Source organism: Pseudomonas sp. WS 5021, assembly GCF_012985535.1.
Classification (GTDB): domain Bacteria; phylum Pseudomonadota; class Gammaproteobacteria; order Pseudomonadales; family Pseudomonadaceae; genus Aquipseudomonas.
The window spans coordinates 454,878-466,710 of record NZ_JAAQWP010000005.1 but is presented as its reverse complement, the minus strand read 5'-3'; the positions used below and the strand labels follow the sequence as shown (position 1 = coordinate 466,710).

The window sequence follows — 11,833 nt, the reverse complement described above, 5'->3', positions numbered from 1 at the left end:
ATGCCCCCTGACTGAGCCGGCTTGCCGGTTCAGCCAGGGCACAAACGCTCCCCCCATGTGCTGGGCAGCGCTTAGCCTCAGTCGGCGAACGACGACTTCAACCATTCCAGCAACTGCCGGGCTGCCGGGCCCAGGTTGGCGTCTCGCCACTTGTAGACGCTCAGGGCTTGCGGCAAGTGGGTCGATTGCGCAAAGGGCCGCACCAGCTCACCGCTGGCCAGCATTCTTTCAGTGGTCCTGCGCCACCCCAGGGCAAAACCGAAGCCCGCGACGCAGGCCTGCATCATCACCGGATAGCTGTCGAAGAACTTGCCCTTGGGGTCGCCCAGCTTGATGCCGTACTCCAGCAACCAATCGTTCCAGGTGCTCCAGTCCTGCGGCACCGCGACATGGTGCAGCAGCGGCAGGTTGGCCAGGTCTGCCAGGGCCAGCGATGTACTGCCAAAGGACGCGAGATAACGGGGGCTGCACACCGGGTAGATTTCGTCGCTCAAGGTAAACAACCGCGTGTGGTCACCAGATGCCCGGCCCGAGGTCTGGATGGCGATATCAAATTTATCCGCGGTTTCGGTAATGGGCTGGGTCGATGCGTTAAGCCGCACCTCGATCTCGGGGTGCTTGTTGTGCAACGCGGGAATATTGGGAGTCAGCCAATAAAAGGCTTCGCACAGTTGCGCCACCAGCACCACTTCGCTGTTGTCCCGGCCTTTTTTCAGGTCTTCGGCTTGCGACGCAATGCCCAGGAAGGCGGTGCGCACGGTATCGCGAAATTCGACCCCCGCCGCCGTGAGGAACACCGCGCGGTTTCTACGGGTAAACAAAGCAACACCGAGAAATTCTTCGAGGGCACGGACCTGTTTGCTGATGGCTGCCTGGGTCAAGTGCAACTCTTCTGAGGCTTTGGAAAAGCTCTCAAGTCGCGCCGCCGCTTCAAAAGGCACAAGGCTGGACAGTGGAGGCAGTGAGCGTTTGAAATTATCCATAATTTTCAGTCCTTCTGCGTAACCATAAGTCACTTTAAATACAACCAGTGCTCACCCAGAATCCTTACTGCAGGCCAATCAAGGAAAACTCATGTCTGGAAGCACTACGATAACCGCCACCGATAACCGACAAAGCATTCTTATCGTGGTGGGTTCGGTATTTTTGCTGTCGGTGTCAGACGCCATCATCAAGGCGACCAGTCCCGATACGTCAATGTGGCAATTGTATGTGATCCGCTCCGTCCTGGCCTGCGCCATTCTGCTGGCGTTAGTGGTGCACATGCGCGGCGCCGCGCAGTTGCGCCCACTGTCCCCGCTGTGGGTGGTGATAAGAAGCCTGCTGCTGTCGTTGATGTGGATCGCCTTTTACGGCGCCCTGCCCTTTATCAGCCTGACCATCGCTGCCCTGGCAATCTACACCACGCCCCTGTTCATTGCGTTGTTCGCGGCCCTTTCATTGAAGGAAGACGTGACCCTGCGCAAATGGCTGGCGATCGGCCTGGGTTTTGTCGGGGTCTTGATCACCCTGGCGCCGAGCACCGAAGAATTCAATACCTATGCCCTGCTGCCGGTACTCGCCGCCATCCTGTACGCCCTCGCCGTGGTGGTGACCAAGGGCAAATGTGCCGATGAGGACCCCATGCTGCTGGCACTGGCCATGAATGCCGCGCTGCTGGTGATCGGTGTGCTCGGCAGCCTGGTGGTGATGCAGACCGGCCCGCATTTCCCGAGCAATGAAGGTTGGCGCTTCCTGATCGGCGGCTGGTCGGCCATGGGCCAGGCCGACTGGTGGATCATGATCGTATTGGCGGTGTTGATGGTGCTGGTCAGCATCGGGATCGCCAAGGCCTATCAAATTGGCGAGACCTCGATCATCGGCGCGTTTGACTACACCTACCTGATTTTCGCCATCGCCTGGGGCGCCCTGCTGTTCAACGAAATGCTCAACGGCCGAACCGCCACCGGCCTGGTCCTCATTCTGCTCTCGGGTTTCCTTGCGCTGAAAAAACCCGCTGGCGAGCTGTAGATACCTCACGTGCACAGGCCCTGCCCAGGAGCTGTTTATGCTGACGTCATCTCATCTGCCCAATGTGATTGTGTGGGCCGTTTCCAGGAGCCGCTCAACCGCCTTCGAGCGCGCCGTGATGCAACACCCGGGCGTGAAGGTGCTGCATGAACAATTGTCGGAGCCGTTCCTGGCCCGACACTTCCCGGCAAAGCATGCGCTGATCGAGCGCAACCGCCAGGCCGCGCAAGGCCCTGCGGGCATCACCCACTACAGCCAGGCGCTGGCCCTGCTGAGCCAACGTCCGGCCGAACCCCAGCACCTGCAATGTGCCAAGGAGATCGCCTATTTCTTCGACTTCCAGGCCATCGATGGCGCCTGGTTGACCGCATTCAAGCATGTTTTCCTGGTGCGCCAGCCGCTGGCGGTCATGCAGTCGCTGTATCGCGTCAGCCAGGGCGGCGGCACCACCTATTTCGATGCCGACGAGTCGGGTTTCGATGAACTGGCACGCATTCATGGCCTGGTGCTGGAGCATTGCCCCAGCGATCACGTGCTGTACCTGGACAGTGACGCCGACTTGATGGCAGACCCCCAGGGCACACTGCTGCGCTTCTGCGATTTTGCCGGCATCGAGTATTCCCCAAGGCTGTTGGCGTGGCAGCCGGAACAGGTCGCGCAATGGCAGTTTTTCAAGGGCTGGCATGATGACGCCGAGCGCTCGTGCGGGTTCGCCCAGGTGACGCACCCGGCCATGGATTTCCCACCTATCGTCGAACAGACGGCCCGGGACAAACAGGTGATTTATCGGTTTTTCCAGCTGTGCGCCACCTGGCAACGCCAGGCTGATACAGCCGATCACCTCAAGTGCCTGCATGAACCCGCCACCACTCGGCTCCAGGTGCTGTTACTGGCCCACACCGACGAGCAGCGCCAGCGCGCCCTGCAACTGGCGGCGCATTTGCCCGACGACTATGCCCTTTGGCTGCTGGACAGCGCCAGCCACACCCTGAGCGACCAGACCCTGCGTGAACTGGCGCTGTTGCAGGACGGGCCGCTGGTGCTGCTGACGGCCAACGAGCACTTGACCTATTGCTCTCCCGAGCAGGCGCGCCAGCGGTTCCTGTGCCTGGTGGCCCCGGATACGGCCTCGGCCAGGGCCCTTGGCCTGCCACTGATTACCCTCGAGCCAAACACCCCTGCTGCACAGGGGCCGCGAATCAGTGCTCAGTTGGCCACCCTTGCGCGCAACGCAAGCCTGCACAGCCGCGCACGCCAAATCGCCAGCAACCGCTACGCCAGCGCGGCCATCGCACCGGGCCTGTCGTGGCAGCAACATTTCTTGCGCCTGCTGGAGCAGGCTCCCGAAAGCCTGGTCGCGATGACGCCCCACAGGCAGCTAAATGCGCGGCAGCTACACGCCCATGCCGTGACGCTGGCCGAACGCCTGTCGAGCCAGTGTGCCCACGGCGGCTGGGTGGCGATCCGCCTGGACAAGGACCTGCGCAGCCTGATCAGCATGACCGCGTGCAGCCTGCTGGGCTGGCCCTACCTCGACATCCCCCATTGGTATGGGCTGGAGGCCACTGCCAAGGCCCTGGCCAATCTGCGGCCGGTGGTGGTGATCGGCGACAGCAGCAGCCTCAATGACCTGCCGCCCGGCTACCCCAGCCTGGTGTTCGATGAACTGCCCGCCACGCCCGCCCGGCCCGCCACCTTGCTCCACCGGGTACCGGGGGCAAATGACCTGGCCTACGGCCTGCTCACGTCCGGCACCACCGGCACGGCGAAGATCGTCACCATCGGCGAGCACGGCCGCCTGGACTCCCTGGCGTTGTGGCAACAGCACATCCGCCCGGGTGATCGGGTGGGCCTCAACGCCTGGATGGCCGGGTATGTGTATTACCCGATTTTCAGCGGCGCCACCGTGTGCCTGATGCCCGACGCCATGGTGCTCGACCCCCAGGCCCTGCGGGCATTCGTCGAGCATGGCCAGCTCAGCCAATTGATGATCACCCCCAGCCTGGCCGCAGGCCTGATGCACGATGAGCCCGCGTTCAAACAGGCCTTTGCCGGCGTGCGGTGCCTGTGGCTGAGCGGCGAACAACTGCCGCCGTCCACGCGGCAGAACCTGGTGCGCTGCCTGCCCAATTGCCGGGTGATCGACCTGTATGGCTCCAATGAAGCGGGCGACGTCGCGTTAGTCGCTCCCGACGGCCATCTGCAATGGACCCCTGGCACCCAGGCCTACGTGCTCGACCCGGCCCTCGATTGCACCCCACTGGGTGGCCACGGCGAACTGTACGTGCAGACCCCGGGGCTCAGCGTCGGCTACCTGGAGGACGATGCGGCCAACCGCAGCGCATTCGTGGCCAACCCACTGGCCCAGGAGTGCCCAGCGCTGGCCCCGCGGCTGCTGCGCACCGGCGACAGGGTCCGCCTGGACGAGGCCGGCGAGGTCTACCTGATCGGGCGCGCGACCACCCACCTCAAGGTGCGCGGCTTCAAGATCTTCAGCGCCGACGTCGAGCGCGTGTTGATGGCCCATCCCGAGGTGCGCAGCGCCCTGGTCACCACCCGTGGCGAAGGCCCGGACTTGCAGCTGGTAGCGTTTATCTGCGCCGTGGACTCCGGCAAGCCCCCCACTGCCGGCGCCCTGCGCCAGTGGGCGGGCCAGCACCTACCCGCCTTCAGCGTGCCGCTGGGGTATTTTTTGGCCGCCTCGATTCCGGCAGGTGCCAGCCAGAAGCGCCTGGGCGCCCAGGCCCTGCTGCAACAGCCACTGACACCGCTGGCCGACGAGCAACCGCCGTTGACGCCGCTGCAAACCCGCCTGGCCCGGTTATGGGCGCGCTGCATGAACCTGCAAGGCGTCACCCTGGGGCCGGACAGCGACTTTATCGAGATTGGCGGCAGCCTGTTGCTGCTGGACTTGATCAATCGCATCAACCGCGCGTTCGACACCGACCTGACGATTGCCGACATCACCCGTGACTCGACATTGGCCGGGATCAGCCGGCAGTTGGCCCATCGGCTGCAAGGCGCGCCGCTTTTGGAAGTGGCTTTTTCGGTCGCGGCACACGCCAAGCGTTATCTGGCGCACTTGAACACGGCCGTGGCGAACCTGCCCCAGGTGCCACCCCGCCTGGCCCGACGCACGCTGCTGGTCACCGGCGCCACCGGGTATCTGGGGCGCAGGGTGGTTGCCGAGCTGCAACACAGCGCCGGGGTGCAGACGGTGTTGTGCCTGGTGCGCGCCGATGATCCGGCCCAGGCCCAGCGGCGCATCGCCGAACTGGGCCTGACACCTGGCAGCGCACGGGTCGTGGGCCTGGCCGGGGACCTGGCGCAACCACGGTTGGGCATGTCGAGCGCGGCCTATCAAAGCCTGTGCCAGGAGGTGGACTGCATCATTCACTGCGCCGCCGACGTCAACTGGCTAAAAAGTTATGAACGCCTGGCCCAGACCAACGTCGGTGGCGTAGTCGAGGTATTGGGCCTGGCCGCCGCCAGCGGTGCGGCCGTGGTGTTCGCCTCGACCCTGCCAGAGCCGGTCCCCTCCACCGGCTATAACCGCGCCAAGCTGGTGGCCGAACAACTCGCGCTGGGTTTTTGCCAAAGCCGTGGGCTGTGCCTGAACATCCTGCGCTGCGGTGACATCAGCGCCCCCGCCAACCCGGGCAGTGGTTCATCGATCAACCAGGAAGACTATGTGGGGCTGCTGATTCGCAGCTGCCTGGCGCTCAAGGCCTGGCCTGACGAAGCCCATTGGTCGCTGAACCTGACCCCCGTGGATTATGTCGCACAGGTGTTCACCCACACCGCCCTCCACGGCCAGGCCCTGGGTTTGCCGCCGCTCCAGCACCTGTACAACCCCGCACCGAACCTGCCCTGGACGCAGCTATGCGCCTGGATGCAAACGCTGCTGGGCCACGCGCAGTTCGCGCCCCTACCCCTGGCGCAATGGCAAGCCCGACTCAAGGCGCAGGCCCCGGGCCAGGCCGTGCTGCAACGCACGCTGCTGATCCTGGCAATGATCATCGACGACTTCAGCCACTTCCACCCGCCACCGCCGCTGCTGCTCGATCACCTCAAGTGCCCGGCAATCGACGCCGAATGGACCCAGCACTATCTCGCGGCCTTAACCCTTACACAGGAGTGACCCCATGACACGCACCACCCACGGCTGGGCCGCCTATGGCCCGGGCTCGCCACTGGAACCTTTCACCTACCCGCGCCCGGACCCGGGGGCCAACGACGTGGAAATCCAAGTGACCCATTGCGGCGCCTGCACCAGTGACCTGCACCTGATTGAAGGCCATTGGGGCGAAGCCTCCCAATACCCTCAAGTGTGCGGCCACGAGGTCGTGGGGCGGGTGGTGCGTTGCGGCTCGGCGGTCACCCACCTGGCTGCCGGCCAGCGCGTTGGCGTGGGCTGGTACAAGGGCGCCTGCCTGGCGTGCGAATGGTGCCTCAAGGGCGAGGAGCAACACTGTGCGGCGGTGGTGGCGACCTGCGCCGATGGGCAAAAAGGCGGGTTTGCCGACTTCATGACCTGCGACAGCCGGTTCGTGTTCCCGATCCCCGACAACCTGCCCTCCCATGTGGCTGCGCCGTTGTTCTGCGCCGGGCAGACCGTGTTCACCGCGCTGCTGCGCGGCACCCGCCCGGGCATGCGCGTGGGGGTGCTGGGCATCGGTGGGCTCGGCCACCTGGCCATCCAGTTTGCGGCCAAGTTCGGCTGCACCGTCACCGCACTGTCGAGTTCCACCAGCAAAAAAACCCAGGCCTTGCAGTTGGGGGCCCGTCATTTCCACGGCCTGGACCCGGCCACCTTGCAGGCCCAGGAAAACACCCTGGACTTCCTGCTGGTCACCGCCTCCAACGACCAGGACTGGGAGCGCGCCATCGCCCTGCTGCGCCCCCACGGCACCCTGTGCTTTGCCGGGATGCCCGGCCCGGTCACGCTGGATATTGCGGCCATGACCTACAAGACCCTGACCGTCAGCACTGCCAACGTCGGCGGGCGCCACGACATGCTCAAGATGCTGGAATTTGCCAGCGAACATCATGTGTGGCCCCTGGTGGATATTTTTCCCACGGCGCAGATCAACCAGGCCCTCGACGCCCTACGCAACAACACTGTGCGCTACCGCGCGGTGATCGAGTTTTGACTGGCGTGCGCGCCCCAGGAGATGCCCCTGATGCCTCCCTTCGCTCGCCCCCAGGAAACCCCGGACCTGGTGCCCCACCCGTTCGATGTCGAGCGCCAGGCCCAATGCAACCTTAAAGGGCATCGCTCATTGCTGTTGTGGTTCACCGGGATGTCGGGCGCCGGCAAGTCCTGTATTGCCAATTGCGTGCAGGCCAGCCTGCACGCGAAACAGCTGCACACCTGCCTGCTCGACGGCGACCGCCTGCGCCAGGGCTTGACCGCCGACCTGGGCTTTGCCGACAGCGACCGCAAGGAAAACATCCGACGCACCGCCGAGGTCGGCAGGTTGATGGTGGATGCCGGGGTCATCACCCTGGTGTGCCTGATCTCGCCCTTCGAACAGGAAAGACGCATGGCCAGGGCGCTGTTCGCCCCTGGCGACTTTATTGAAATCTTCATCGACGCACCGCTGCCGGTCCTCGAACAGCGCGACCCCAAGGGCCTTTATGCCAAGGCCCGCAAAGGCCTGATCAAGCACTTCACCGGCATTGACTCACCTTACGAGCGCCCGGTAGCCCCCGACATCGTGATTGACAGCGCCAACACCTCGATCGAACACGCCGCCCACACCATCGAGACGTTTGTCCTGCGCCAACGGCTGTGGACTTGACCCACCAATGGCCACCCCTGCCAACTGAGGCGTATTAACCCTCGCCTGGTGTTTGAGACCGGTCTTATGGTCGCCGTGGCCATGGTCACGATGAACCGCGCCAACTGGCGTAACTCGCGAAAGAAAACCACCACCATGACACTTTACGCACCGCAAGTAGAGGTCAGTTGATGGGGGGCGCAATAGGAGTTAGAAGGGTCGGGGCAACCCCTAGGACTTGTCTCAGTCCGGTCCAAGGGCCGGCTTGAATCGACGAACGCCCCCCCCAGTGCAGGAGCTGGCTTGCCAGCGATGGCGTCCGGCACGCCAGGTACCTACAGGCCCGTCACCTGCTCCAACAACCATTGCTTGAACGCCTGCATCGCCGGGGTTTCGGCGCGTGATTGCAGGCGCGTCAGCCAGTAGCTACCCGTGGTGATGCCCACGTCGAACGGCTGGCGGATCACGTCCTGGGCCAGCTGGCGGGAGAACATCAGTGCCGGCGCCAGGGCCACGCCATTGCCCTGCAAGGCCGCTTCCATCATCGCCAGGGACGAGTCGAACACGATGCTGCGCGGCACCAGGGTGTCGGCGGGCAAGCCCGCGGCCTGGAACCACAGGCTCCATTCATCCGCCCGGTAAGAGCGCAACAGCGTGTGCTTCAACACATCGCCCGGGCCTTGCAATTGGCGGGCAATCGCCGGTACGCACAGTACGGTCAGCGGCGCCGCCAGCAACTCACAGGCGTGGGTGCCATGCCACGCGCCGGCGCCGAAGCGGATCGCATAATCCAGGCCTTCAGCCGCCACATCCACGCGGTTGTTGTGGGTCGACAAACGCAGGTCGATAAACGGGTAGCGCGCCTGGAAATCCGCCAGGCGCGGCAGCAACCAGCCCACCGCAAACGTGCCCACCGCGCCCACCGTCAGCACCTCGCGGTAATGCCCGGCCTGGAACTGGCCCAGGGTCTGGGCGATGCGATCGAAGGACTCGCGCAATACCGGCAACAGCGTCTCCCCTTCGCGGGTGAGCATCAGGCCACGGGGCAGGCGCTTGAACAGGGTGACGTTGAGTTGGGCCTCCAGGCTCTTGACCTGATGACTGACCGCCGCCTGGGTCACGCACAACTCGATGGCCGCCCGGGTAAAGCTCAAATGCCTGGCAGAGGCTTCGAACGCGCGCAGTGCGTTAAGGGGTAAATGGGAACGCAACATGGTCTTAACCCAAATTTTTCTAATGACTGGTGCGAGATATCATCGGTTGTCCGGGACCGGCAAACTGCCTATCTTGGCGGCGCCTGCGCAGGCCGTGATTCCCCCGACAATCCTCAAGGAAGCGACCTCATCATGTACCAACACGTGCGCAACGTCACGATTCTCAGCCTCTTGCTCGGCGCCGGCAACTGCCTGGCCGCCACCGACCTGCGCCAGGTGGTGGACGCCACCGTCAAGCCGCTGATGCAGCAGCAGGCAATCCCAGGCCTGGCTGTCGCCATCGTGCAGGACGGCAAGGCCCGATACTTTAACTACGGTGTCGCCGCGCAGGACAGCCAGCAGCCCGTCAGCGAAAACACCCTGTTCGAGATCGGCTCGGTCAGCAAGACCTTCACCGCAACCCTGGCCGGCTATGCCCAGGCCACCGGTAAGTTGAAGCTCTCGGCCCCGGCCAGCGACTACTTGCCAGCCTTGCGCGCCAGCCAGTTCGAGCACATCAGCGTACTTGACCTGGGCACCTACACCGCAGGCGGGCTGCCGTTGCAGTTCCCCGGCGAGGCGGACAATGCGCAGCAGATGATCGGCTACTTCCAGCACTGGAAAGCCACTTTCGCCCCCGGCACCCACCGCCAGTATTCCAACCCCAGCCTGGGCCTGTTCGGCTATCTGGCGGCGCAGAGCCTGCAGCAACCGTTCGACGTGGCGATGGAACAGACCCTGCTGCCCAAGCTCGGCCTCAAGCACACCTATCTCAAGGTGCCCAAACCCCAGATGGGCTTGTATGCCCAGGGCTACGACAAGGCCGGCAAGCCGGTGCGCGTCAGCCCCGGAGCGTTGGACAGCGAAGCCTATGGGGTGAAGACCAGCCCGGCAGACCTGGCCCGCTACATGGCGCTGAACATGGACCCGACATCGCTGGAGCAGCCGCTACAACAGGCCATCGCTACCACGCATACCGGTTACTACACCGTGGGCACTACCACCCAGGGCCTTGGTTGGGAGATGTACGCCTACCCGCTGAGTGTTGACGCCTTGGTCGACGGCAATTCCACCCCCATGGCCATGGAGCCGCATCCGGTCCACTGGCTGACCCCGGCACAGCCGTTGCGCGCCAATACCCTGGTGAACAAGACCGGCTCGACCGGCGGTTTTGGCGCCTATATCGCTTATGTACCGAGCAGAGGCATCGGCGTGGTGATCCTGGCGAACAAGAACTACCCCAATGCCGAGCGGGTGAAAGCCGCCCACGCAATCCTGCAGGCCATGGAGCAATAGCCCAGCTTTTTTAACCCGTCATCTTGCCAATGTGGGAGCGGGCTTGCCCGCGATGGCGGTGGCTCAGTCGACATATCCGGCGACTGACACACTGCTTTCGCGAGCAAGCCCGCTCCCACAGGGGATCTGCGCTTGACTGACTGGCATTAGGGCTTGCCCGCTCCCACAGGGGCGCAGCTACGCGAGCTTGATCTTCAGGCCGCCAGGCCCTTGCCGGCTCGTTCCAGGTTGCGCCACAACCAGGGCGGCAACACGTCTGGGTCGAGGCTGTCGATCAGATTCTTCAGGCTCAAACCCAGCTCCGTATCACCCTCGATCACCAACCGCCGGCGGAAGAACAAGGTATCCGGATCCTCCTGGCGGCTGGCCAATAACAGGAACTCGCGCCAGTTGCCGCTGATGGTCACCTGGGCCTGGGCCTGTTCGGCGATGCGCAGTCCGTCGCGACCCAGGGTCAAGTACCAGCGCAAGCCCAGGTCGGGAATGCGCAGGCACATCCAGCGCCCGCGCAGCAGTTCAAAACCGCCATCGCGCAAAGGTTCGGCCAGGCAGCGGTTCAGCGCCTGTTGCAAGGCCAGGCGCTGCACCACGAACGGCACCTTGCGCATCAACGGTAGTAAGCGGTCGGCGCCCTTGAGCAGCCATTGCTTGCGGTTCAGCACAGTCCCACCTCCTCGACCCGCAACATCCCGGCCTGGCCATGCCAGTAGCCATTGCAGCCTTCGACAAACACCGGCGGCGTGGCGCCCTGGCGGACCCGGTCAAAGGCTTCGACGATGCCCACCATGCCTTGCGCCCGTGGGCTCAGGCGCAGCAGGTCGGCGCCGCAACTGATCAGCCCCGGGTAGTCGGCCAGCAGGTTGGTGACCTCCGCCGACAGGGTCTGGATACCATTCAAGGTAAACAGCGCCTGCCCTTCCTGGCTGGTCAAGGCCATGCCATCGGGGTAGTTGAGGCAGCAGAACTGGCAGTCATCCTTGGGCCGATTTTCCGCCCGCGCCGTAAAGCAGCGCGCCGAATAGGCCAGGGGCAGATGCCCATAGGCGAAGACTTCGACTTGCGGCAACGGCCGGCCCAGTTCACGCACCTGCTCCAGCACATCGCCAATCAGCGCCGCCGAACACTCCACCGGCGGCACCCAGCGCATCATCCCGGCATCCAGCAGTTGCACCAAGGCATGGCCGTTATACAGATTCAACGCCGGCCCACCGACAAAGGGCAGCTTGCGCTCGGCGAGCAGCTGCACGGCGCCCATGTCATTGGCCTCGACCAACACCTCGCCGTTGTCACACAGGCGACGCAGGCTCGACAGCTCCGAGGCGGCCTCGATCAGGGTCAGGCTCGACAGCACGATTTGCGCATGGCCCGCCGACTGCAATTCGCGGCCCAGGCCCAACCACTGGTCGAGGTTGAACGCGCGGCGCTTGGAGCACACGGTTTCCCCCAGGTAGATCACATCCAGCGGCAGGCTGGCCATCTCGCTGTAGAACTGCCCCAGTTGTTGCTTATCCCAATAAAACAGCACCGGTCCCAGGCTGAGTTTCATGTGCG

General features: G+C 64.0%; 9 protein-coding genes. 5 read left to right on the top strand and 4 right to left on the bottom strand.

The window, feature by feature from the left end:
* Positions 1-77: 77 nt before the first annotated feature.
* Positions 78-983 (bottom strand): LysR substrate-binding domain-containing protein, encoded by a 906-nt coding sequence (locus HBO19_RS18575; RefSeq protein ID WP_169955273.1) that lies wholly within the window; start codon positions 981-983, stop codon positions 78-80.
* Positions 984-1,074: 91 nt separating this feature from the next.
* Here HBO19_RS18575 and HBO19_RS18570 point away from each other — a divergent pair, with 91 nt between their 5' ends.
* Genes HBO19_RS18570 through cysC form a run of 4 tightly spaced genes read left to right on the top strand, consistent with a single transcriptional unit; the run spans position 1,075 to position 7,814 of the window.
* A complete protein-coding gene (locus HBO19_RS18570) occupies positions 1,075-2,010 on the top strand; it encodes a DMT family transporter (protein ID WP_169955274.1) in 936 nt (311 codons plus the stop codon).
* Between the two features lie 37 nt (positions 2,011-2,047).
* On the top strand, positions 2,048-6,151 hold the full coding sequence (locus HBO19_RS18565; protein WP_170058039.1) for an SDR family oxidoreductase: 4,104 nt from the start codon (positions 2,048-2,050) through the stop codon (positions 6,149-6,151).
* A gap of 4 nt (positions 6,152-6,155) precedes the next feature.
* The gene (locus HBO19_RS18560; RefSeq protein WP_169955276.1) at positions 6,156-7,163 is read left to right on the top strand and encodes an NAD(P)-dependent alcohol dehydrogenase; all 1,008 of its coding nucleotides are present in this window, start codon (positions 6,156-6,158) and stop codon (positions 7,161-7,163) included.
* Positions 7,164-7,193: 30 nt separating this feature from the next.
* Positions 7,194-7,814, top strand: a complete 621-nt coding sequence (cysC, locus tag HBO19_RS18555) for an adenylyl-sulfate kinase (protein WP_169955277.1) — start codon at positions 7,194-7,196, stop codon at positions 7,812-7,814.
* A 314-nt stretch (positions 7,815-8,128) separates the two neighbouring features.
* Here cysC and HBO19_RS18550 read toward each other — a convergent pair whose 3' ends face one another.
* Positions 8,129-9,007, bottom strand: coding sequence for a LysR family transcriptional regulator (locus tag HBO19_RS18550; protein WP_170041575.1), 879 nt, complete (start codon positions 9,005-9,007; stop codon positions 8,129-8,131).
* A 132-nt stretch (positions 9,008-9,139) separates the two neighbouring features.
* Here HBO19_RS18550 and ampC point away from each other — a divergent pair, with 132 nt between their 5' ends.
* On the top strand, positions 9,140-10,282 hold the full coding sequence (gene ampC, locus HBO19_RS18545; RefSeq protein ID WP_169955279.1) for a class C beta-lactamase: 1,143 nt from the start codon (positions 9,140-9,142) through the stop codon (positions 10,280-10,282).
* A 194-nt stretch (positions 10,283-10,476) separates the two neighbouring features.
* Here ampC and HBO19_RS18540 read toward each other — a convergent pair whose 3' ends face one another.
* Positions 10,477-10,944: an SCP2 sterol-binding domain-containing protein gene (locus HBO19_RS18540; RefSeq protein ID WP_169955280.1), complete on the bottom strand. Its 468-nt coding sequence runs from the start codon at positions 10,942-10,944 to the stop codon at positions 10,477-10,479.
* Positions 10,938-11,828, bottom strand: coding sequence for a U32 family peptidase (locus HBO19_RS18535; RefSeq protein ID WP_169955281.1), 891 nt, complete (start codon positions 11,826-11,828; stop codon positions 10,938-10,940). Before HBO19_RS18535 ends, HBO19_RS18540 begins: the two co-directional genes overlap by 7 nt.
* Positions 11,829-11,833: the final 5 nt, after the last annotated feature.

Bases quoted from the DNA above. Each gene is read 5' to 3' on its own strand.
- HBO19_RS18575 (WP_169955273.1), bottom strand. From the start codon at position 983: ATGGATAATTTCAAACGCTCACTGCCTCCACTGTCCAGCCTTGTGCCT.
- HBO19_RS18570 (WP_169955274.1), top strand. From the start codon at position 1,075: ATGTCTGGAAGCACTACGATAACCGCCACCGATAACCGACAAAGCATT.
- HBO19_RS18565 (WP_170058039.1), top strand. From the start codon at position 2,048: ATGCTGACGTCATCTCATCTGCCCAATGTGATTGTGTGGGCCGTTTCC.
- HBO19_RS18560 (WP_169955276.1), top strand. From the start codon at position 6,156: ATGACACGCACCACCCACGGCTGGGCCGCCTATGGCCCGGGCTCGCCA.
- cysC (WP_169955277.1), top strand. From the start codon at position 7,194: ATGCCTCCCTTCGCTCGCCCCCAGGAAACCCCGGACCTGGTGCCCCAC.
- HBO19_RS18550 (WP_170041575.1), bottom strand. From the start codon at position 9,007: ATGTTGCGTTCCCATTTACCCCTTAACGCACTGCGCGCGTTCGAAGCC.
- ampC (WP_169955279.1), top strand. From the start codon at position 9,140: ATGTACCAACACGTGCGCAACGTCACGATTCTCAGCCTCTTGCTCGGC.
- HBO19_RS18535 (WP_169955281.1), bottom strand. From the start codon at position 11,828: ATGAAACTCAGCCTGGGACCGGTGCTGTTTTATTGGGATAAGCAACAA.